Below are 21,796 nucleotides of genomic sequence, written 5' to 3' on the forward strand. Positions count from 1 at the left end.
TCGATTGCCCACAGACTTGATATGTGGACGACGGATAAAATTTAACGCTTTTTTAACGATTGTCACAAGTCGGAATCAGCGCAGCGCACAATAAAAAACCCCGGCTCGAAGGCCGGGGTTTGAAAGGGGGAACGACTGGGCTCTTAGAGAGCCGCCTTGGTCTTTTCGAACCGTTTGCGGTCGTTGGCGTCGAGATACATCTTCCGCAGGCGAATGGACTTCGGCGTGACCTCGACGAGTTCGTCTTCCTGGATCCATGAGAGCGCGCGCTCCAGCGTCATGCGGATCGGCGGGGTCAGCTTGACGGCTTCGTCCTTGCCGGCGGCGCGGATGTTGGTCAGCTTCTTGCCCTTCAGCACGTTGACTTCGAGGTCGTTGTCACGCGTGTGAATGCCGATGATCATGCCCATATAGACCTTTTCGCCGGCGTCGATGATCATCGGGCCGCGGTCTTCCAGGTTGAACAGGGCGTAAGCAACGGCTTCACCGGCTTCGTTGGCGAGCAGCACGCCGTTGACGCGGCCGCCGATCTCACCCTTGTAGGGCTGGTAGCTGTGGAACAGGCGGTTCATGATCGCCGTACCACGCGTATCCGTCAGCAGTTCCGACTGATAGCCGATCAGGCCGCGGGTCGGCGCGTAAAACACCAGACGGACGCGGTTGCCGCCCGACGGGCGAAGCTCGACCATCTCTGCCTTGCGCTCGGACATCTTCTGCACGACGACGCCGGAATGTTCTTCATCGACGTCGATCAGAACTTCCTCGATCGGCTCCAGGAGCTGGCCGCTCTCGTCCTTGTGCATGACGACGCGCGGACGCGAAACGGCAAGCTCGAAGCCTTCGCGGCGCATGTTTTCGATCAGAACGGCGAGCTGGAGTTCGCCACGGCCGGAGACGAAGAACGAATCTTTATCGGCGCTTTCCTCGATCTTGAGGGCGACGTTGCCTTCGGCTTCCTTGAACAGGCGGTCGCGGATGACACGGCTCGTCACCTTGTCGCCTTCGGTGCCGGCAAGCGGCGAGTCATTGACGATGAAGGACATGGTGACGGTCGGCGGGTCGATCGGCTGCGCCTTCAGGGCTTCCGTCACCGACGGATCGCAGAAGGTGTCGGCGACCGTACCCTTGGAAAGGCCGGCAATGGCGACGATGTCGCCCGCATGCGCTTCCTCGATCGGCTGGCGCTCGATGCCGCGGAAGGCGAGGATCTTGGAAATACGGCCCTGTTCGATCAGCTTGCCGTCCTGGCCGAGAACCTTGACGGCCTGGTTCGGCTTGATCGAACCGGACGCGATGCGGCCGGTGATGATGCGGCCGAGGAAGTTGTTGGCTTCGAGGATCGTGCCGATCATCCGGAACGGACCTTCCTCAACCTTCGGCTCGGGCACGTGCTTGACGACGAGGTCGAGCAGCGGTGCGAGGCCTTCGTCGCTCGGGCCTGCCGGATCGTAGTTCATCCAGCCGGCGCGGCCGGAACCGTAAAGGATCGGGAAGTCGAGCTGCTCGTCGGTCGCATCGAGGGCGGCGAAAAGGTCGAAGACTTCGTTGACGACTTCGTCGGCGCGGGCGTCGGGACGGTCGATCTTGTTGATGGCAACGATCGGACGCAGGCCGACCTTCAGGGCCTTGCCGACAACGAACTTGGTCTGCGGCATCGGGCCCTCGGCAGCGTCCACGAGAACGATCGCGCCGTCCACCATCGAGAGAATGCGCTCGACTTCACCACCGAAGTCGGCGTGGCCGGGCGTGTCGACGATGTTGATGCGCGTGTCCTTCCATTCGATGGAGGTCGCCTTGGCGAGAATGGTGATGCCGCGCTCTTTTTCGATGTCGTTGGAATCCATCACGCGTTCCATGACGCGCTGGTTCTCGCGGAAGGAGCCGGACTGTTTCAGAAGCTCGTCAACGAGAGTGGTCTTGCCATGGTCAACGTGCGCGATGATCGCGATGTTGCGAAGTGCCATATGTCATAATCTCTGAGGCTGGGGCGCTACGCCAAGTGGACGCGCCATTTACGTTTGGCGCGCTCTTACCGGTTTTTTCGCGATTGCGAAAGGGGGTCGCGCGCGAAAGCTGCGGCATGGCTGCCGCCATGCCGCTCGCTTCTCTGTCATCAAACTGTCTTAAGCGTCGCTGCCTGTCAATTCCTCGAAGGTGGCGAGTCCCTTTTTGACCAGCATAGCATCCGGCCTCGGCAGCTTGCCGCGGAAGCCCTTATAGGCATCCTCGGGATCAACCGAACCGCCGGTGGAATAGATATTTTCCTTGAGCTTGCGCGCCATCTCGCCGTTGAAAGCGTCGCCCGTCTCCTCGAAGGCGGCGAAGGCATCGGCGTCGAGAACTTCCGACCACATGTAGGAATAATAGCCGGCCGAATAACCGCCGGAGAAGATGTGCTGAAAGTGCGGTGTGGCATGGCGCATGACGATCGACTTCGGCATGCCGATCTCGGCCAGCACCTCCGCCTGCACCGCCATCGGATCGTCGACGGCCTGTCGCGTGTGAAACGCCATATCGACGAGCGCCGACGAGGTGAATTCGACGGTGTTGAAACCGGCATTGAAGGTGCGGGCCGCCAGCACCTTGTCGAGGAGCGCCTGCGGCATCGGCTCGCCTGTCTCGAAATGCACGGCATATTCCTTGAGGATGGCGGGAACCGTCAGCCAATGCTCGTAGAGCTGCGAGGGCAACTCCACGAAATCCCGCGAGACGCCGGTGCCGGAAACCGAGGGATAGGTGACGTTTGAAAGCATGCCGTGCAGCGCATGGCCGAATTCATGAAACAGCGTGCGGGCGTCGTCGAGCGACAGCAGCGCCGGCTTGCCCTCGGCGGGTTTGGCGAAATTGCAGACATTGTAGATGATCGGCAACTCGCCGCGGCGGCCGTTCTTCAGTTGCAGCTTGTGCTGCGATTGCAGTGAGCTCATCCAGGCGCCTGAGCGTTTCGAACTACGAGCGAAATAGTCGCCGAGGAAGAGGGCGACCAGCCTGTCGTCCCGATCCCTGATTTCGAACACCCTGACGTCGGGGTGATAGGCCGCGACACCCTTCTTCTCGACCGCGCGAATGCCGAACAGCCGGCCGGCCACATCGAAGCAGGCGTCGATGATCTTTTCGAGCTGCAGATAGGGCTTGAGCTCGGCCTCGGAAAAATCGAACTTCCGGGCTCGGATCTTTTCGGCGTAGTGGCGCCAGTCCCAGGGCATCACCTCGTGGTTCCGGCCCTCCTCGGCGATCAGCGCCGCGATGTCGATCTCTTCCTCGCCGGCGCGTTTGACCGCCCGCGCCCAGACGGCTTTCAAAAGGCCGTTCACCGCATCTGCCGTCTTCGCCATCGTGTTGTCGAGTTTCAGCTCGGCGAAATTGCCGTAGCCGAGCAGCTTCGCCACCTGATGGCGCAGCGCCAGCGTTTCCTTGATGACGGCGCGGTTGTCGGTTTCCCCGCCGTTTGCGCCGCGCGCCACCCACGCATTAAAAGCCTGTTCGCGCAGATCTCGGCGCTCCGAAAAGGTCAGGAACGGCTCGATGATCGAGCGCGACAGCGTCACAGCATATTTGCCCTCCTCGCCGCGTTCGCGCGCCGCCGCCGCCATCGCGTCGCGCAGGAATTCCGGCAGCCCGGCAAGCTCGGCGCCGTCGGAAAGCATGAGCGCCCAGGCCTTTTCGTCGGCCAGCACGTTCTGGCCGAATCGGGTGCCGAGGCCGGCAAGCCTTTCGTTGATCGCGGCAAGTTTCTCCTGCTCGGCCTTTTCGAGCTTGGCGCCCGACTTGACGAAGCCCTTCCAATGGCGTTCGAGCACGCGTGTCTGTTCGAGCGTCAGGCCGAGGCTTTCGCGCTTCTCCCAGAGCGTGTCGATGCGGGCAAAAAGCGGGGCATTCATGCCGATCTTCGAATAGTGGCGCGACAGCTTCGGCGAGATCTCCCGCTCCAGCGCCTGGATTACATCGTTGGTATGGGCGCCGGCCTTGTTCCAGAACAACGCCGAGACGCGCGAGAGCGCATCGCCGGCAATCTCCAGCGCCACCACCGTATTGTCGAATGTCGGCGCATCACTGTTTCCGGCAATCTCGTCGATCTCCTGCTCGTGCGCGGCGAGTGCGGCGTCGAAAGCGGCGGAAAAATCGCCGTCATCGATGGCATCGAACCGTGGCAGGCCGTGGAGAGCGTCCCAGTTGATGAGCGCCGGATTGAAATCGTGGGGAGAAGCCATCGGAGAATTCCTTTTGGTATGCGGGATGGTCAATATAGGAGAGCCGTCACGGAATTGGTATGTCGTCGCGATGGGCTTTTGTCTCATTCGGCGATCTGACGCACGTCAGCCGGTGGGCAAGATTTCACAGTTGAAAATTAACCGTTTGTTAACGATTGACGCGAATCACCCACAAGCGCTAGTTTCCCGGTGATCTTCCTGCCAGGGGACATGCGCCATGGAAATTTTTTCCCTGCGGTCTTCTCAGAGTTTGCTATTTAAAAACAACCCTAATAACGCAAGAAATTCGAAGACAGGCGATATTCAAATCGAGACCAAGGCTCCGGCTCCGGTCTCGTTCCACATCGAAGATAATCTCGACCAAGGGCCGGATTTCACCGCGGTCAGCCCCGGCGAGCTGCGCAACTACGCCCGCCAAAGCTTCGATAGCGGCCTGATCGACCAGAACACTTACGCCGCGATTTCGGAACCGCTGCCGATGCATGCGATCGATCCGCTAGGCAATATCATCGATCTCTCCGGCGTCACCGACGGCACGAGTTTCAATTTCCTCGATTATTACAAGAACCAGCTGCAGGTCGCCATGTCGATCGGCGATCCTCATGAGGTTCAGACGCTGAAATCGATCGTCAGTTTCTTGAATGCATGATCGCAGTTAGGCCTTGCGCCAACCGATGAGACCGGGCGTGGCGTGCCATAGCGCCTGGGCGGCAAAGCCCATGAACAGGACGCCGGACGAGCGCACGATCAGCCGCTCATGGGCGCGATAGAAGCGCCGCACCGCACCCGCGCCAATGACGCCGATCAGGATGATGTCGGCGGTCACGAAACCCAGGAAGGACACAGCGAGAAGCACCGGCAGCGCCTCGAAATCGAGTGCACCGGCCGAGCCCGCGACCAGCGCCGTGAAGGTGGCAAGCGCCACCGGGTACCCCTTCGGGTTGGTGACCCCGAAAATCAGGCCACGCCGGAACGGCCGCTCGATCACGACAAGCGCCTGCCCATCCGCTTTTGGCTTGGCATTGACGGCGCCCCAGCCGATCCAGGCGAGGTAGAAACCGCAGGCGAGCCCGAGCAGATCGAAGACGAAGGTTCCGATCGTCTTGGCGCCGACGATCGCAATCAGCGCCAGCGACGACCAGATGAGATCCCCGACCAGATGCCCCATCATGAACAAGGCGCCGGCCTTGCGCCCCTGCCCGGCGCCGATGCCGAGCAGTTGCAGAAAGGCGGGGCCTGGTATGAGCACATAGAACAGCGCCGCCAGAAAGGCGCCGAAGAGCAGGGACTGCGTCATGGACATGCTCCGAAGAATGACCGGAGCAGACTAAGCGATGGCAGGCATCCGTCAAGGGCGATGACACGGCCATGAAAAGGTCAGAGCGGTTCTGCGCTCCGTGAGAATCTGAACCGCTCCAATCGCAATCTGCATGTCGTCATCACCGTCCGGTTGGCATCGGCCGGGCTCGAGCCCGGCGCCGCGTCCGGGGCGCTTCCGCAACGGGTCGCCGTCGGCCGGGCGACGGATGCGACGTCGCCCGGTCACCCATCAGGTGCCCAGGACCTCAATTCCGTGCCTCTGGCACGCCGCCAATACCGCGCCGATTTCCTCCGCCGAAGGGGGGCCATCCGGCGGAACTTCGCTCTGGCCGATGTCGCGGAAGAAGTGGCTCATCGAATCTTCCACGACTGCGATCATCTGGGCGGGAAGGCTTCCGGTGTTGGCATAATTGTGCGGCTGGAAGGACCGCAGGGTGAGAACGTCGCCGGTCCGCGCGACCATCTGCGAGGGAGGTACGCTGTCGAACACCGTGAAAGTGATCTCACCGCTCAGGACCCGGAATATCTCCACGGATTCGTGCTTGTGCGGCGGCGTACCGGAACCGGGAGGCACGGTCACCTCCAGGATCGACAAGCCCTTCTCCGGCACTTCGCCCATGAACTGCACCTTGTCGCGAATGACCCAAAGGACGTCCGCGGTCTCTCGTGTCTTGAATGCTTGATCCATTATCGGCTCCATCGTCGGGCCGGCTCTTGCCGGCATGTGTGTGATCAGTTCTCGTCAGTCTCGGCAGCCTTCAACAGCGCCTGCATCGCCCAGGACGCGACCTGTCCCGCGTCCTTCCCCGTCAATCCGCCGTAGTCTTTAAGCGTTTCCCAGGCGCTGGCGCTGTAGAGAAGGTGGAAGAGCGCCTCGACCTTGCGGGCGCTCTTGGAATTTATATCCAGATTGGCGTCTTCGAGGCACGTCCGGAACGCAACGCGCCGTGTCTTGACCGTCCGCATCCGCATGGCGTGACCCGTGGGCGTATGAAGGCTGGCGCGAATGATACCTTCGTTCTTGTCGAACTGCGGAAAGGCGTCGAGGGGCGAGCGAAGAAGCTCCTCCAGGGTCGTTGGCAGGGTCGCCGCATTCATGTTCTGGTTAATGTAGACCCAGAACGCGTCGAACAGCGCTTCCTTCGTTGCAAAATGCCGAAACACCGTTCGCCTCTCCACCCCGGCAGACCGCGCAACATCGTCCATGGAAATGTCCGCGAACGCATTGCCGTTGAGAAGGTCTGAGGTGGCGCGCAGGATGCGCTCCCGTGTTTCCTGGGCCTGCGATTCCCGTAAGGGGGAACTATACTTTCGTGTGGGCGACTGTTGGGACATTGTGTCTCTCATGATGTATTAATGTCGCTTCTAGTGACGCCATTTTACGATCATGTCAACTGGAGTTGTTGACTGTTGGCGGAGAGGGTATCGGCAAGACCTGGACGCAGGCGATGGCGCGCGAACAGCGACGATTGATGAGCGTCGTTGGGGCAATCCGGTCATCTTGGATGCCCCGAGAGGTATTGGCGCGCTTGCCACTCATTCAATAAAAAGCCCGCGCGGCGATGCCGGCGGGCCGATGTCCGTCCGAAGACGAATTCCGCGATTACTTCGCGAGGTTGCGCTTTCCGAGCGTGCGCAGGCGCAGTGCGTTGAGCTTGATGAAGCCGGCCGCGTCCTTCTGATCGTAGGCGCCCTGGTCGTCCTCGAAAGTGACGAGCTTGTCGGAGTAAAGGGACTTTTCGCTCTCGCGGCCGATGATCATGACGTTGCCCTTGTAGAGCTTCAGCGTCACTTCGCCTTCGACATGCTCCTGGCTCTTGTCGATCAGCGCTTGCAGCATCTCGCGCTCCGGCGAGAACCAGAAACCGTAATAGATCAGCTCGGCGTAACGCGGCATGATCTCATCCTTGAGATGGGCGGCACCCCGGTCGAGCGTAATCGATTCAATAGCGCGATGCGCCGAGAGCAGGATCGTGCCGCCGGGCGTTTCGTAAACGCCGCGCGACTTCATGCCGACGAAGCGGTTCTCGACGAGATCGAGACGGCCGATGCCGTTGTCGCGGCCGTAGGTGTTGAGCGTGGCGAGCAGCGTCGCCGGCGACATCTCGACACCGTTGATCGACACGGCATCGCCCTTGCGGAAGCCGACCTTGATTGTCGTCGCCTTGTCGGGCGCTGCTTCCGGGGAGATCGTGCGCATATGCACATATTCCGGTGCCTCCTGAGCAGGGTCCTCGAGAACCTTGCCCTCGGAAGATGAATGCAGAAGGTTGGCGTCGACAGAGAAGGGAGCTTCACCCTTCTTGTCCTTGGCGACCGGGATCTGGTGCTGTTCAGCAAAGGCCAGCAGCTCCGTGCGGCTCTTGAACGCCCAATCGCGCCAGGGCGCGATGATCTTGATGTCGGGGTTCAGGGCATAGGCGGAGAGCTCGAAGCGAACCTGATCGTTGCCCTTGCCGGTCGCGCCGTGGGCGATCGCATCGGCGCCGGTCTTATGGGCGATATCGATCAGATGCTTTGAGATCAGCGGACGGGCGATCGAGGTGCCGAGCAGATAGACGCCCTCGTAAACGGCGTTGGCACGGAACATCGGGAAGACGAAATCGCGGACGAATTCCTCGCGGACGTCCTCGATGTAGATCTCCTTGATGCCGAGCATCTCGGCCTTCTTGCGCGCCGGCTCCAGCTCCTCGCCCTGGCCGAGATCGGCGGTGAAGGTGACGACTTCGGCGCCGAGTTCCGTCTGCAGCCACTTCAGGATGATCGAGGTGTCGAGGCCGCCGGAATAGGCGAGCACGACTTTCTTCACGTCTTTGTATGATGCCATGATGATGAGGTCCGTTGCATAAGGCCGGCGAAAACCCGGTGTCGCGGCACTTTTAGCGAGATTGGCGCGTGACGCAAGGGCAAGTGCGATCGCTGAGGCGCCGATAGCGTTTGACACTGCGAAAGCGGCGCCCATATTCGGCTGCGTGCGAACAACGCTCGAGGAGGGGCTGTCCCCGTGACGAATATTCAAGACATTTTCACAAAGTCCAATGTTGCCGTCATCACCGGCGGCGCTTCCGGCATCGGGCTTGCGGCGGCGAAGTACTTTGCCGGGCGCGGCATGAGCGTCGTCATCGCCGATCTCGGCGGCGACCGGCTGGCTAACGCCGCCGACGAACTCAAGGCCATTGCCGGCGAAGAGGATGTGATGGCGGTCGAGACCGACGTCGCCAGCCGCGACTCCCTGGAGGCGCTGGAACGCGCCGTGCTCCAGCGTTTTGGCCGCGTCCACGTGTTGATGAACAATGCCGGTATCGGTCCGGAAACCTCGATCTTCAGCCCGCAGGCCAATTGGGACCATATCCTCGCCGTCAACCTGATGGGCGTCGTCAACGGCACACGCGTCTTCGGGCCGAAGATGCTGTCCCATGGCGAGCCCGGCCTGATCATCAATACCGGCTCCAAGCAGGGCATCACCACGCCACCGGGCAATCCCGCCTACAATATCTCCAAGGCTGGCGTTAAAGTCTTTACCGAAGCGCTCGAACACGAGCTTCGCAACACCGCGGGGTCAAAAATCTCGGCGCACCTGCTGATCCCCGGCTTCGTCTTCACTGGCCTCACCAAGGGTGACCGCGCGGAAAAGCCGGCTGGCGCCTGGACACCGGAACAGACCGTCGACTTCATGGTCGAGAGCCTGGAACGCGGCGATTTCTATATCCTCTGCCCGGACAACGACGTCACCCGCCCGGTCGATGAACGCCGCATGGCCTGGGCGGCCGGCGACATCATCGAGAACCGCCCGCCGCTGTCGCGCTGGCACAAGGACTATGCCGACAAATTCAAGGCCTTCCTGGAGCAGAAGTGATCGTCGCCATCAGGAGGTTTGATTGGTAATTTTCTGAAAGCCGGATTAGAGATCGTCAGGTTTTTTCCGGCTTGCAGAGAGTGCCATGGATTTCGTGCCCAGCCTGCCAACACTTCTGGCCTTTGCCGCCGCGACGCTCCTCCTTGCCGCGACGCCCGGCCCCGACATGACGCTGTCGATCAGCCGCGCGCTGGCCCAAGGAAAGAAGTCTGCCCTCTTCGTCGTCGTCGGCACCAGCCTCGGCATCGTCGTCCACACCATGCTGGTCGCCTTCGGCATCTCGGCGCTGATCACTGCCTCACCAACGGCTTTCCTGATCCTGAAGACCGGCGGCGCGGCCTATCTGTTCTGGCTCGCAGTACAGGCGATCCGCTTCGGATCGAAACTTACGGTCGCCAAGGTCGAGACGCAGAAGGGGACCGCGTTTGCCAACATCTCATCCGGCTTCTGGGTCAATCTTCTAAACCCCAAGGTCATCATTTTCTTCATGACCTTCCTGCCGCAATTCGTCAGCGCCGGCGATCCCGCCGTTACGCAGAAACTGCTGTTTCTCGGATTTTGCTTCATCCTGATCGGCATGCCGGTCAATGCCAGCGTGATCCTCGCCGCCGATTGGCTGGCGTCCTGGCTGCAGAACAACAAGAAGGTTCTGCGCGGCATGGACTATACCTTCGCCGGCGTCTTCTCGGTCTTCGCCGCCAAAATCCTGCTCACCCAAGCGCGATAGGCCGCTATCGGCTCAGCCGATCAGCAAAGCGTCATCATCGAGTGTCTGGCCGCGCATCTTGCGGAACATGGCGATCAGATCCTCGACCTGCAGGTCCTTCCTGCTGTCACCCGCCACGTCGAGAACGATCTCGCCGCCATGAAGCATGATCGTGCGATGGCCGTAATCCAGCGCTTGGCGCATGGAATGCGTTACCATCATCGTCGTCAGCTTGCGCTCGGCAACGATCTTCTGCGTGAGGTCCATCACGAACTCAGCCATGCCGGGATCGAGCGCCGCCGTATGTTCGTCGAGCAGGAGCACCTCGGAGCCTGCAAGTGTCGCCATGACGAGCGACACGGCCTGCCGCTGCCCGCCCGAGAGCAGATCCATGCGATCCTTCAGCCGATTTTCCAGCCCGAGATTAAGCTCGGCGATCCGTTCCTTGAAATAGTCCCGACGTTTGCCGCCAAGCGCCGGCACAAGCCCGCGCTTTTCGCCGCGCCGGGCCGCCAGAGCAAGATTCTCTTCGATCGACAACGAGCCGCAGCTGCCAGTCAGCGGATCCTGGAAGACGCGCGCCACCAGGCCGGCGCGCGCTGCCGTCGATTTGCGCGTCACCTCGCTCTTGCCGATCAGCACCTGTCCCTCACTCGGGATGACATCGCCGGCGAGCACGCCGAGCAGCGTCGATTTGCCGGCGCCGTTGGAGCCGATGACGGTGACGAAGGAGCCCTGTTCGATGGTCAGGCTGACGCCGTTCAGAGCCTGCTTCTGCAGCGGCGTGCCGCGTCCGAAGACGACCTTGATATCCTTGACGCTGATCACGATGCGGCACCTCGGCGAAGACGGGGGAGAATGAGCGCGAAGGTGACGAGCACCGCCGTCACGAAATTGAGATCGGAGGCCTGCAGGCCGATGACGTCGCTCGACAGCGCCAGCTGGATGGCGATGCGATAGAGGATCGAGCCGAGCACGCAGCCGACGAGGGCGATCAGCAGGCCCCGGCGTCCGAGCAGCGTCTCGCCGATGATGACGGCGGCAAGACCGACGACGATCGTGCCGACGCCCGAAGTGACGTCGGCAAATCCGTTGGTTTGGGCAAACAAGGCGCCACCGAACGCCACCAGCGCGTTCGAGATCGCCATGCCGAGATAGATCTGCCGGCTGGTGTCGACGCCCTGGGCGCGGGCCATGCGGGCATTGGCGCCGGTGGCGCGCATCGCAAGCCCGGCATCGCTGTCGAGGAAGCGCCAGACAATGATCAGCGCGACAATAACCAGAACGCCGACGAAGAGCGGCCGCACGTAGAAATCACGCAGGCCATGGCCGAAAAACGGGCTGATCATCGTATCGGCATTGATGAGGGCGACGTTCGGTTTTCCCATCACCCGCAGATTGACCGAAAACAGCGCGATCATCGTCAGGATCGAGGCGAGCAGGTTGAGGATCTTGAAGCGCACGTTGAGTAGCGCCGTCACCATGCCGGCCGCCGCACCCGCCGCCATCGCAATCAGCGCCGCGAGCCAGGCATTGACGCCGGCAATGATCAGCACCGCGGTAACCGCCGCACCGAGCGGAAAGGAACCGTCTACCGTGAGGTCAGGAAAATCGAGGACGCGGAAGGCGAGATAGACGCCGAGGGCGACGAAGGAATAGACCAGGCCGAGCTCGACGGCCCCCCAGAATGCGATTTGGCTCAAGGCTTTCAGCCCCTTTTGTTTTCGTTCCGCCCGTCGCGAAACCGCAGCCTTTTAATACTTCAGCCGCCCCCGTGCAAACGGGAGCGGCTGAATGTGAATGGTTGATGCGACGATGAGCGCTTATTCGATGACCTTGTTGGCGCGTGAAAGCACGCTCTCGGGCAGGGTGACGCCCATCTTGGCCGCAGCCGCCTTGTTGACGACGAGATCGCTGCCGGCGGCGGTCTTGACCGCGATGTCGCCCGGGTTTTCGCCCTTCAGGACGCGCACGACGATCTCGCCCGTCTGCTTGCCGACGTCGTAATAATTGAAGCCGAGCGCGGCGATCGAACCGCGCGAAACCGAATCCGTATCAGCGGTGAAGAGCGGCAACTTGCTCTCTTCGGCAACCGCAACGGCGCCCTCGAGCGCGGAGATGATCGTGTTGTCGGTCGGAATATAGATGGCATCGGCGCGGCCGACGAGGGCGCGGGCGGCACCCTGAACCTCGGCCGATTTGGTCGCGGCCGATTCGACCACCGTCAGGCCGGCCTTTTCGGCTTCGGCCTTCAGCACGGCGAGCAGCGAAACCGAATTCGCCTCGCCGGAGTTGTAGAGATAGCCGATCGTCTTCACCTTCGGCAGGATTTCCTTGATCAGCGCCAGGTGCTCGCCGACGGGCGACATGTCGGAAAGGCCGGTGACGTTGCCGCCCGGCTTGTCCATGTTCTTGACGAGCTGGGCGCCGAGCGGATCGGAGACGGCCGTGAAGACGACAGGAATGTCGCGCGTCGCCGAGACGACGGCCTGGGCCGACGGCGTGGAAATGGGGACGATCACGTTGGGCTCGTCGCCGGCGAACTGACGGGCAATCTGGGCTGCCGTCGCCGGATTGCCCTGCGCCGATTCGAACATGAATTTCAGGTTCTCGCCTTCCTTGTAGCCCGCCGACGTCAGCACGTCGAGAACGCCCTTGCGGGCGGCATCGAGCGCGGGATGCTCGACGATCGCAGTGACGGCAACGGTCACATTATCGGCCTTGGCGGGCAGGGAAAGGGCCAAAGTGGCGGCAAGAGCGAGCAAAATCGGGCGCATGGATGTCCTCCTGAATGATTTTGGCGGCACTATTAGGAAAAGCGCATGCTTAAATCAATGCAGGAGAATTGTAGCGAGGATCAAACTTGCTGATCAGTCGTCGGCGCCGTGATTGGCGATCATCATTGCCTCGAAGGCCAGGCGCTCGGTCTTGCGCATGCGTTCGGATTCCGATTTCAGCTGGCCGCAGGCGGCAAGGATGTCGCGGCCGCGCGGTGTGCGGATCGGCGAAGCGTAACCGGCCGAATTGATGAAATCGGCGAACTTTTCGATCTGCTCCCAATCCGAACACTGGTAATTGGTGCCGGGCCAGGGATTGAACGGAATGAGGTTGATCTTCGCCGGCACGCCTTTCAGGAGCTTGATCAAACCCTTCGCGTCTTCGAGGCTGTCGTTGACGTCCTTCAGCATCACATATTCGAAGGTGATGCGCCGGGCATTGGAAAGGCCCGGATAGGCCTTGCAGGCGTCGATCAGTTCCTTCAGCGGGTACTTCTTGTTGATCGGCACCAGAATATCGCGCAGGTCGTCGCGCACCGCATGCAGCGAGATCGCCAGCATGACGCCGATCTCCTCGCCGGTGCGGAAGATCTCCGGCACGACGCCGGAGGTGGAAAGCGTCACGCGGCGTTTGGACAGCGACAGGCCGTCGCCATCCGTGGCGATCAGCAGCGCTTGCTTGACGCTGTCGAAATTATAGAGCGGCTCGCCCATGCCCATCATGACGATATTGCTGACCTTGCGGCCCTCGGCAGGCATGATCGTGCCTTGCGGCGCTTCACGATCTGGGAAGTCGCCGAGCCGGTCGCGAGCGAGCAGCAACTGCGACAGAATTTCCTCCGCCGTCAGGTTGCGCACCAGGCGCTGTGTACCGGTATGACAGAAGGAACAGGTCAGCGTGCAGCCGACCTGGCTTGAGATGCAGAGCGTGCCGCGGCCCTCTTCCGGAATGTAGACGGCCTCGATCTCGACCGGGCGGCCCGCGCCCCGCGCGGGAAAACGCAGCAGCCATTTGCGCGTGCCGTCGTTCGAGACCTGCTCCTCGACGATTTCCGGACGCGCGATGGTGAAATGCGTCTTCAGCATTTCACGCAGATCCTTGGCGATATTGGTCATATAGTCGAAATCGGAGACGCCGCGCACATAGATCCAATTCCAGAGCTGCGAGATGCGCATCTTGATCTGCTTTTCGGGCACGCCTTTTTCCCGGAGCGCCGCCGCCATTTCCTCCCGGGAGAGCCCGATCAACGACGGCTTCTCGGCGCCGGAAGACGGGCGCGCGGCCTGAGGTTTGTTGATGACGATCGCATCCATGACGGACATAGGCTTCTGACCCCGAATTCGAACACGTAACCGTTCCGCAAGCCGCGGACTTCGGGATCTGATCCGGAAGACTTGCGGAGGCATGACGGCACATTGGCAGAAATTGATGGCGGACGGCGACTGATATCGCGATCTGTCCGCTGTTTGCGCGGCCTTTAGCATTATTTTGCCCGCGCGTCACTAATGCATGTCGCCCAAAAGTGTGAAGCGGTTTTGGAAAAACGACATGCATACAGCAGAGACCTAAACGGCAAGAGCCGGCACAAGGCCGGCTCTTGAAACTTTGTGACTGAAAGTCCCGCTTACTTGCAGCTTTCGATCTGCTTGAGCGCAGCCGAGATGCCCGACAGCGAATAGCTGTAGGACGTGCCGGTGCCTTTGCGCGAAACCGCATTGACGGTCATCGAATGGCCGGTCTTCATCGCCGCGACGAGGGCCGGCTCCTGGGCAGCATTCTCGACCCAGCCCGCCTTGTCCTTGGTAAACATGACGAAGGTCTTGTTGTCGATGACGACATTGATCTTCGAATTTTCCTTCACCGTGTAGCCCATCATCGCCTGCGGCTCGTAGGAGATGTTCTGGCCGGGCCGCTGCGAAACGATGAAGAAATTGTCGCCATGGTCGACGCTTGCTGGCTGCTTTGCCGTTGGAACGGACAGCACGTAGCACACGGTGCTATTGCCCGACTTATAGGAATAGGCGCCCCATGCCTGGAACTGCTGAATGCGGGTCGGCGCGGCCTGCTGCGCTGCCGCCACTCCGGCCATTGTCAGGGTGAGGGCGAGGGCGGATACGATACTTCTTACAAACATGGATTCCTGCCGGTTCTTGCGATTCAAGGCCCGAAGCGATCATAGCGGGCGCCGCATAATCACGATCTGCTTTATTTTGACTTAATTCAGGTTACCAAATGGTCAACAATAGCTGCGATTTGTATGTGCCTGTGTCATTTCAGCTCGACTACCACCTTTGCCCCTTGCCGAAATCGGCTGCGGTGCGCCGATGGCACCGACTGGCCGTTCGGCTGAACTTAAGACACAAAGATTCAGGCAACAGTTTGACCTTTCAAAAATCCGCTGTACCTCATTAAGACTTTGGAAATCCGGGACGAAATTTTCGCCGCAGGGGGCTGGTGAGACGACATGGATGCCGAGGAAAGACAGCGTTTCGCTGCCCTCGCAAAGGCCGTCGCGGATGATCGCGACCAGCAGGCCTTTTCTATCCTGTTCGACTATTTCGCGCCGCGCCTGAAGAGCTGGCTGATGCGCCAGAAGATGACATCAGGCGAGGCCGAAGAGCTGGTCCAGGAGATCATGATCGTGCTCTGGCACAAGGCCTATCTCTACGATGCGACGCGATCTTCTCTGTCGACCTGGCTTTTTCGCATCGCCCGCAACCGCCGCATCGATCTGCGGCGCCGCACCAGCACCCGCACTTTCGACGAAACGGACCCGACCCTGCTGCCACCGGCTGAGATCGGTGCCGATGAAATCGTCGCCAATGGCGATCGCGATGCCAAGCTGCGCGCCGCTGTCGAGCAACTGTCCGAAGAACAGCGCGATATGCTGCGTGCAGCCTTCTTTCTCGGCCAATCGCATTCTGAGATAGCCGAAGCGACCGGGCTGCCGCTCGGCACGGTGAAATCACGTATTCGGCTTGCGTTTGGAAAGCTTCGCAAGATGCTCGAGCAGGAACTCAGGTGAACCGCGCCGCGGCCTTCAAATCGTTTTCATCGTATCCGCAGGCCGGTCGGCAAGGACGCGGTCCGCTGCGTCGTAATGGTTCGGCCGGATATGACCGCGCACCATGGCGAAGGCGGCGGAAAGCACGGCGATGTCGTCAGAAAAGCCGATAACAGCGAAAATATCCGGGATCATGTCTATCGGCATGACGAAGTATGCCAGCGCGGCCAGCAGCACGCCGCGCACCTTGGTCGGCGTCTGCGGATCGAGCGCACAGTAGAAACCTGCGACGACGTCGCGCGAAAAGGGAATCTGGCGCACGGCCCGGCGGAAGGTCGGCCAGAACTTCTGCCGTACGGTTTCCTCCCGCCGGCTCTGGGTGTCCTCGTCGCCCGGCAGCAGGATTTCCCCGAATTTGACCTCGTCCATTCCTGACATCCTTTCGTCCATGCGAACATATGGTGATGGCGCTTCGGCTTTCAATCAGCGCTCGTTTCAAACGGCACCGCGTGCCGCCGCCTTGTCCATCGCCCTGGCGAGCTTGAAATCCAGTTCCGTCAGCCCGCCGGCATCATGCGTGTTCAGCGTCACATCCACCCGGGAATAGACGTTGAACCATTCGGGATGGTGGTTGAGTTTCTCGGCCGTAATCGCTGCCTGCGTCATGAAGCCGAAGGCCTCGATGAAATTTGAAAACTTGAACGTTTTCGAGATTGAAGAGGCCGCATCGTTGAGCGCCCAGCCTGAAAGCTCAGCCAGTCGTGCCTCGGCCGCCGCCCGTTCCAGTCTTTCCTGTTTCATGCCATGGTCCTCTCATCTGTCAGCAGGTCACCGATGAAAGACATCAGCATCCTTTTCGTTTGCATGGGCAATATATGCCGTTCTCCGCTTGCGGAGGGAATTTTTACCCACCTTGCCGCCGAGGCGAGGCTGACCGATCGTTTCACGATCGATTCCGCCGGCACCGGCGGCTGAGATGAAGGTGAACCGCCCGACTGCCGTTCGATCGCTGTTGCCCGCAACCATGGCATCGACATAGCAGGGCAACGCGCCCGGCGCATCCGTTCGATCGATTTCGTCAGTGTCGATCTGATCGTCGCCATGGACCGCGACAATGTTGCGGAACTCAACAGGATCGCCCCTCCCGAGGCGAACATCCAGCTGTTCGGCGATATCGCGCTGGGAACGGGGAGGACATTGCCGACCCCTATGATGGCGGTCCGGAAGGTTTCGAGCTGCTCTATACCAAGCTCTTGACCGGCTGCAGCAGCCTGCTCGAAACGCTGGTCCCCGAACGTACTTCGTGCAGCGGGAACACTTCCTCGGTGAGATAGGGCCCGCCGCCGACCGATTCGCGCGATGAAAGCAGCACGAAACGCGGCGCCGTGAAGGTCGCGGTGTGGAAGTTGCCACGCCCACTCAGATATTGCACGACATCGTCGAGCCGCGAGGATTTCAGCCGGGCCAGCGTCACGTGCGGCGTGAATTTGCGCGGATCCGGCGGCAGGCCGATGCGCTGGCAGATCCGTTCGATCTCAGCCTGCAGGGCGTACATCTCAGGCGACTGAGAAACGCCCGCCCAGACCGAATGCGGCTTCTTCGAGCCGAAGGACCCGATGCCTTCGAGCCGGAACTGAAATTCCGGCCGATCGATCCGGTCGAGGCGTTCAACGATTTCATCGGCCGTTCGGCCGTCGACATCACCGATGAAGCGCAGCGTGATGTGGTAATTTTCCACATCGATCCATCGTGCTCCGGGGAGGCCACCGCGCAGCAATGAAAGGCTCATTGCCGCATTGCGCGGAATTTCGAGGGCGGTAAACAGTCTCGGCATAACGAGCACTCCCCGAATCTTTTGCAGGTGCTTACACGGAATCACGCAATCAATGGCCGTGCAAGCCCCTAATTCTTCACAGAAGAAATCGTATCGATGAAATTTGTGACATCAGCTTCCATTTTCTCGACCATGACGTCGACACCTCTCGCGTTTGGATGCATGCCGTCATCGAGCTTCAGCCCCGCATCGAGCGCAACCCCGTCGAGGAAGAAGGCATAAAGTGGAACTCCATATTTGTCGGAAAGTTTCCGATAAATCGGATTGAAGCGCGCCGCATAATCCGCTCCCATGTTCGGCGGCGCCATCATGCCGACAAGCAGCACCGCTATGCCGCGCGCCTTGAGCCGGGCAATCATCTGATCGAGGTTTTTCTCGCTCTCTTCCGGCGGAATACCGCGCAGCGCATCATTGGCGCCGAGCTCGAGGATAACGCCATCGGTGCCGTCGGGGACCGACCAGTCGACCCGGGCAAGCCCACCTGTCGTGGTATCGCCCGAAACCCCGGCATTGGCAATGGAAACGTCGCGCCCCTTGGCCTTCAAAGCCGCCTGCAGCTTTTCCGGAAAGCCCTCGCCGGGCGGCAGCTGATAACCCGCCATCAGGCTGTCCCCGAATCCGACGAGATTGATCGTCCGCGCATTGACTCCAACGGCAAAGATCAGCGACACCGCGATGACGGTGAATTGAAGCGCGGCAACTTTAAATCTCATTCTGGCTTCCCTAGATTGGCGAGGTGCCGTGATGCGGCCATTGCGTTAGTGATTAATATAGGTCGATTTCTGTTGGCAAAAACCATCATCGAGTTGAAGGGCGCCGATCTCACCCTTGGCAGTGCGGCCGCCTCCGTCCATGTTCTGAAGGGCATCGATCTCGATATCGCTGCCGGCGAATCCGTTGGCATCGTCGGACCTTCCGGTTCCGGCAAATCCACCCTGCTGATGGTGCTTGCCGGACTGGAAAAGCTCGACAGCGGCGAAATCAATATCAACGACACGCCGCTCCATGCCCTGAGTGAGGATGAGGTCGCCGATTTCCGCGGCCGCAACATCGGCATCGTCTTCCAGTCCTTCCACCTGATCGCCAACATGACGGCGCTGGAAAACGTCGCGGTGCCGCTGGAGCTCGCCAATATCAGCAACGCCTTCGAAATCGCCCATCGCGAACTGAGTTCGGTCGGCCTCGGCGAACGGCTGAACCACTATCCCGGCCAGCTTTCCGGCGGCGAGCAGCAGCGCGTGGCGATTGCCAGAGCGCTCGCTCCCTCGCCCGCCTTGCTGATCGCCGACGAGCCCACAGGCAATCTCGATACCGAAACGGGCCGACAGATCGCCGACCTTCTCTTCGCCAAACAGGCCGAACGCGGCATGACCCTGCTTCTCGTCACCCACGACGTCTCGCTTGCAAACCGCTGCTCGCGCCAGATCCGCGTCCGTTCCGGCAGGATCGAGGGCGACAGCGCCGCCCGCCGCAGCGAGGCGGCAATCGCATGAGCACGGTCACGCCACGCGTCGCGCTCGCTTTTCGCCTGGCGCTCCGCGAGCTGCGCGGTGGCATTCGCGGCTTCTACATCTTCCTGGCGTGCATCGCGCTCGGCACCGGTGCGATCGCCGCCGTCAATTCCGTTTCGCAGTCGATCACTGACACGATCGCCTCGCAAGGGCAGGAGCTGCTGGCGGGCGACGTCCGCTTCGAGCTCAACAATCGCCAGGCGACATCTCAGGAAATGAGCTTCCTTCAGGGCCTGGGAACCATTTCGGTTTCAACCGGCCTTCGCTCGATGGCCCGCAAGCCCGACGGTTCCGACCAGGCGCTGGTCGAGGTCAAGGCCGTCGACGACGCCTATCCGCTCTACGGCAGGTTCGTCGCCGAACCGGACTATCCGCTTGCAGCCCTGCTCTCCAGCCAAGGGGGCACCTATGGCGCGGTCGCCGCCCCGCTGCTTCTCGATCGGCTAGGCCTTGCGGTCGGCGACGAATTGCTGCTCGGCAATGTCAAGCTCAGCATTACCGGCACGGTGAAGACCGAGCCCGACGCGCTGTCGGAAGGCTTCGGTTTTGCGCCGCGTCTGCTCGTCAGCCGCCAGGCGCTCGAAGCGTCGGGGCTGATCCAGACCGGAAGTCTGGTCGAACACGCCTATAAGATCCGGTTGGAAGATAAGGGCGCCATGTCGGGCATCCAGGCCCGCGCCTCCAAGGAGTTTCCCTCCGCCGGCTGGGCGATCCGTACCAGTGATCGCGCAGCACCCTCCCTCACCGAAAATATCACCCGTTTCTCGCAATTCCTGACGCTGGTCGGCCTCACCGCGCTGATCGTCGGCGGCGTCGGCGTCGCCAATGCCGTGCGTGCTTTCCTCGATTCCAAGCGCACCACCATCGCCACCTTCAAATGCCTCGGCGCTCCAGCCGCCGTCGTCGTTCTGATCTATCTCTTTCAGATCGCCATCATCGCCCTTGGCGGCATCTTGGCCGGCCTCGTCATCGGCGCCCTGTCGCCGATCTTTGCGGCACAGTTCCTGGCGCAATTCCTGCCGGTCTCAACCGCGCCGACCCTCTATCCCGGCGCCCTGCTGCTCGCGACGCTGTTCGGCATCCTGACGACGCTCGCCTTCGCCATTCTGCCGCTTGGTCATGCCCGCGAAGTGCCGGCAACGGCGCTCTTCCGAGAGCAGGGCTTCGAAGCCCGCCGGCTGCCGTCCTGGCCTTATATCCTGCTTGCCGCCGTCTTCATGGCGGCCCTTGCCAGCCTTGCCATCCTCACCGCCTATGATCGTTTTATCGCCGTCGTCTTCGTCGGCGCAATCATCTTCGCCTTCGTCGTCCTGCGCCTCGTCGCCGCCTTGATCGCCTGGCTCGCGCGCCGCAGCCCGCGCGTTCACTCGCCGGCGCTCAGGCTCGCGATTGGCAACATCCACCGCCCCGGAGCGCTGACGCCCTCGGTCGTCCTCTCGCTCGGCCTCGGCCTGGCATTGCTGGTGACCCTGACCTTGATCGACGGCAACCTGCGCCAGCAGCTGACCGGCCGCATGAACGAGGGGGCACCCAACTTCTTCTTCGTCGATATCCAGAGTGCCGAGGTCGATGCCTTCCGCAATCTCGTCCAGGCGCAAGCGCCAAGGGGCAAGCTGATGGAGGTGCCGATGCTGCGCGGCCGGATCGTCGCCTTCAATGGTGAGGATGTCACCAAGATGAATGTGCCGGCCGCCGGCCGCTGGGTGCTGAACGGCGATCGCGGCATCACCTACGCCGACACGCTGCCCGAAAATGCCGCGCTCGCCGAAGGCAGCTGGTGGGACAAGGATTACAGCGGCGAGCCGCTCGTCTCCTTCTCCTCGGAAGAAGCGCATGAACTCGGCCTCAAGATCGGCGATACCGTCACCGTCAACGTGCTCGGCCGCAACATCACTGCAAAGATCGCCAATCTGCGCCGTGTCGAGTGGGAATCGCTGTCGATCAATTTCGTCATGGTCTTCTCGCCGAACACGTTCCGCGGCGCCCCGCATGCCTGGCTGGCGACGCTAACCGATCCCTCCTCAACACCGGCCGAAGATGCTGCCATCCTGAAATCCGTCACCCACACCTATCCGACGATCACCAGCGTGCGCGTCAAGGATGCGATCGATATCGTCAACCAGCTCGTCGCCCAGCTTGCGACAGCGATCCGCGCCGCCGCATCGGTGGCGCTCGTCGCCTCTATTCTTGTCCTTGCCGGGGCGCTCGCCGCCGGCAACAGGGCGCGCACTCACGACGCGGTGGTGCTGAAGACGCTCGGCGCCACGCGCGCTATGCTGATTCGCGCCTTCAGCTACGAATATCTGATCCTCGGGCTGGCCACCGCGATCTTCGCACTCTTTGCCGGCGGTATCGCCGCCTGGTTCATCGTCGCCCGCATCATGCGACTGCCGTCTGCCTTCCTGCCCGATGTGGCGGGACTGACGCTCGTCACCGCGCTCGTGCTCACCGTCGGCATCGGCCTCATCGGCACCTGGCGCATCCTCGGGCAGAAGGCCGCACCGGTGCTGCGTGAGCTTTAGACGGATAGCACGGTCGACACGACTTCACGTTACGGCGATTTAACCGGCCGCGCC

At 61.3% G+C, this 21,796-nt stretch carries 21 protein-coding genes and 1 pseudogene; 7 read left to right on the forward strand and 15 right to left on the reverse strand.

What is annotated here, in order from left to right; genetic code table 11:
* Positions 1-143: 143 nt before the first annotated feature.
* Positions 144-1,964 carry a translational GTPase TypA gene (gene typA, locus HJC04_RS10835; protein WP_085779724.1) on the reverse strand — a complete coding sequence of 607 codons (1,821 nt, stop codon included), beginning with the start codon at positions 1,962-1,964 and terminating at the stop codon, positions 144-146.
* A 159-nt stretch (positions 1,965-2,123) separates the two neighbouring features.
* Positions 2,124-4,211: a M3 family metallopeptidase gene (locus HJC04_RS10840; protein WP_221122933.1), complete on the reverse strand. Its 2,088-nt coding sequence runs from the start codon at positions 4,209-4,211 to the stop codon at positions 2,124-2,126.
* A gap of 217 nt (positions 4,212-4,428) precedes the next feature.
* Here HJC04_RS10840 and HJC04_RS10845 point away from each other — a divergent pair, with 217 nt between their 5' ends.
* Positions 4,429-4,860 carry a hypothetical protein gene (locus HJC04_RS10845; protein ID WP_221122932.1) on the forward strand — a complete coding sequence of 144 codons (432 nt, stop codon included), beginning with the start codon at positions 4,429-4,431 and terminating at the stop codon, positions 4,858-4,860.
* 6 nt (positions 4,861-4,866) lie between these two features.
* Here the strand turns inward: HJC04_RS10845 and HJC04_RS10850 are convergent, their stop codons facing one another.
* The 4 genes from HJC04_RS10850 to HJC04_RS10865 form a co-directional block, all read right to left on the reverse strand.
* Positions 4,867-5,508 (reverse strand): LysE family translocator, encoded by a 642-nt coding sequence (locus HJC04_RS10850; protein ID WP_210632977.1) that lies wholly within the window; start codon positions 5,506-5,508, stop codon positions 4,867-4,869.
* 252 nt (positions 5,509-5,760) lie between these two features.
* Entirely contained in the window at positions 5,761-6,219 is a 459-nt protein-coding gene (locus HJC04_RS10855; RefSeq protein ID WP_210632978.1) for a cupin domain-containing protein, read from the reverse strand.
* Positions 6,220-6,263: 44 nt separating this feature from the next.
* A complete protein-coding gene (locus tag HJC04_RS10860; protein WP_311044463.1) occupies positions 6,264-6,878 on the reverse strand; it encodes a TetR/AcrR family transcriptional regulator in 615 nt (204 codons plus the stop codon).
* Positions 6,879-7,134: 256 nt separating this feature from the next.
* The gene (locus HJC04_RS10865; protein ID WP_221146080.1) at positions 7,135-8,358 is read right to left on the reverse strand and encodes an argininosuccinate synthase; all 1,224 of its coding nucleotides are present in this window, start codon (positions 8,356-8,358) and stop codon (positions 7,135-7,137) included.
* 177 nt (positions 8,359-8,535) lie between these two features.
* Here HJC04_RS10865 and HJC04_RS10870 point away from each other — a divergent pair, with 177 nt between their 5' ends.
* Positions 8,536-9,387, forward strand: a complete 852-nt coding sequence (locus HJC04_RS10870; protein ID WP_221146082.1) for an SDR family NAD(P)-dependent oxidoreductase — start codon at positions 8,536-8,538, stop codon at positions 9,385-9,387.
* 85 nt (positions 9,388-9,472) lie between these two features.
* The gene (locus HJC04_RS10875) at positions 9,473-10,114 is read left to right on the forward strand and encodes a LysE family translocator (protein WP_221122929.1); all 642 of its coding nucleotides are present in this window, start codon (positions 9,473-9,475) and stop codon (positions 10,112-10,114) included.
* A gap of 12 nt (positions 10,115-10,126) precedes the next feature.
* On the opposite strand, the gene HJC04_RS10880 is transcribed toward HJC04_RS10875, so the two are convergent.
* The 5 genes from HJC04_RS10880 to HJC04_RS10900 all read right to left on the reverse strand — a co-directional run bounded on the left by HJC04_RS10880 (position 10,127) and on the right by HJC04_RS10900 (position 15,005).
* Positions 10,127-10,921, reverse strand: a complete 795-nt coding sequence (locus HJC04_RS10880) for an ABC transporter ATP-binding protein (protein WP_221122928.1) — start codon at positions 10,919-10,921, stop codon at positions 10,127-10,129.
* Complete coding sequence (locus HJC04_RS10885; RefSeq protein WP_221146084.1) at positions 10,918-11,796, reverse strand: ABC transporter permease; 879 nt, start codon at positions 11,794-11,796, stop codon at positions 10,918-10,920. The genes HJC04_RS10880 and HJC04_RS10885 overlap by 4 nt, the downstream gene beginning before the upstream one ends.
* 120 nt (positions 11,797-11,916) lie before the next feature.
* Complete coding sequence (locus HJC04_RS10890) at positions 11,917-12,870, reverse strand: ABC transporter substrate-binding protein (RefSeq protein ID WP_221146086.1); 954 nt, start codon at positions 12,868-12,870, stop codon at positions 11,917-11,919.
* A 93-nt stretch (positions 12,871-12,963) separates the two neighbouring features.
* Positions 12,964-14,193 carry a 23S rRNA (adenine(2503)-C(2))-methyltransferase RlmN gene (rlmN, locus tag HJC04_RS10895; protein ID WP_221146088.1) on the reverse strand — a complete coding sequence of 410 codons (1,230 nt, stop codon included), beginning with the start codon at positions 14,191-14,193 and terminating at the stop codon, positions 12,964-12,966.
* Positions 14,194-14,495: 302 nt separating this feature from the next.
* Positions 14,496-15,005, reverse strand: coding sequence for an invasion associated locus B family protein (locus HJC04_RS10900; protein WP_064805485.1), 510 nt, complete (start codon positions 15,003-15,005; stop codon positions 14,496-14,498).
* Positions 15,006-15,335: 330 nt separating this feature from the next.
* Between HJC04_RS10900 and HJC04_RS10905 the strand changes: the two genes are divergently transcribed.
* Positions 15,336-15,896, forward strand: coding sequence for a sigma-70 family RNA polymerase sigma factor (locus HJC04_RS10905; protein WP_221146090.1), 561 nt, complete (start codon positions 15,336-15,338; stop codon positions 15,894-15,896).
* Positions 15,897-15,911: 15 nt separating this feature from the next.
* Here the strand turns inward: HJC04_RS10905 and HJC04_RS10910 are convergent, their stop codons facing one another.
* Together HJC04_RS10910 and HJC04_RS10915 are read right to left on the reverse strand one after the other, a co-directional pair.
* Complete coding sequence (locus HJC04_RS10910; protein WP_210632988.1) at positions 15,912-16,304, reverse strand: YkvA family protein; 393 nt, start codon at positions 16,302-16,304, stop codon at positions 15,912-15,914.
* A gap of 66 nt (positions 16,305-16,370) precedes the next feature.
* A complete protein-coding gene (locus tag HJC04_RS10915) occupies positions 16,371-16,676 on the reverse strand; it encodes a 4a-hydroxytetrahydrobiopterin dehydratase (protein WP_210632989.1) in 306 nt (101 codons plus the stop codon).
* 33 nt (positions 16,677-16,709) lie between these two features.
* Here HJC04_RS10915 and HJC04_RS31675 point away from each other — a divergent pair.
* Positions 16,710-17,209: pseudogene (locus HJC04_RS31675) on the forward strand (low molecular weight protein-tyrosine-phosphatase).
* Here the strand turns inward: HJC04_RS31675 and thpR are convergent.
* Together thpR and HJC04_RS10935 are read right to left on the reverse strand one after the other, a co-directional pair.
* Positions 17,116-17,709, reverse strand: a complete 594-nt coding sequence (thpR, locus tag HJC04_RS10930; RefSeq protein ID WP_210632991.1) for an RNA 2',3'-cyclic phosphodiesterase — start codon at positions 17,707-17,709, stop codon at positions 17,116-17,118. The pseudogene HJC04_RS31675 and the gene thpR sit on opposite strands and share 94 nt — an antisense overlap.
* Before the next feature lie 68 nt (positions 17,710-17,777).
* Positions 17,778-18,422 carry an arylesterase gene (locus HJC04_RS10935; RefSeq protein WP_221146092.1) on the reverse strand — a complete coding sequence of 215 codons (645 nt, stop codon included), beginning with the start codon at positions 18,420-18,422 and terminating at the stop codon, positions 17,778-17,780.
* A 72-nt stretch (positions 18,423-18,494) separates the two neighbouring features.
* Here HJC04_RS10935 and HJC04_RS10940 point away from each other — a divergent pair, with 72 nt between their 5' ends.
* Positions 18,495-19,202 carry an ABC transporter ATP-binding protein gene (locus tag HJC04_RS10940; protein WP_064805499.1) on the forward strand — a complete coding sequence of 236 codons (708 nt, stop codon included), beginning with the start codon at positions 18,495-18,497 and terminating at the stop codon, positions 19,200-19,202.
* Positions 19,199-21,742 carry an ABC transporter permease gene (locus tag HJC04_RS10945; RefSeq protein ID WP_221146094.1) on the forward strand — a complete coding sequence of 848 codons (2,544 nt, stop codon included), beginning with the start codon at positions 19,199-19,201 and terminating at the stop codon, positions 21,740-21,742. The genes HJC04_RS10940 and HJC04_RS10945 overlap by 4 nt, the downstream gene beginning before the upstream one ends.
* Positions 21,743-21,796 lie beyond the last annotated feature (54 nt).

Source organism: Rhizobium sp. NLR8a (assembly GCF_019685235.1).
Lineage (GTDB): Bacteria > Pseudomonadota > Alphaproteobacteria > Rhizobiales > Rhizobiaceae > Rhizobium.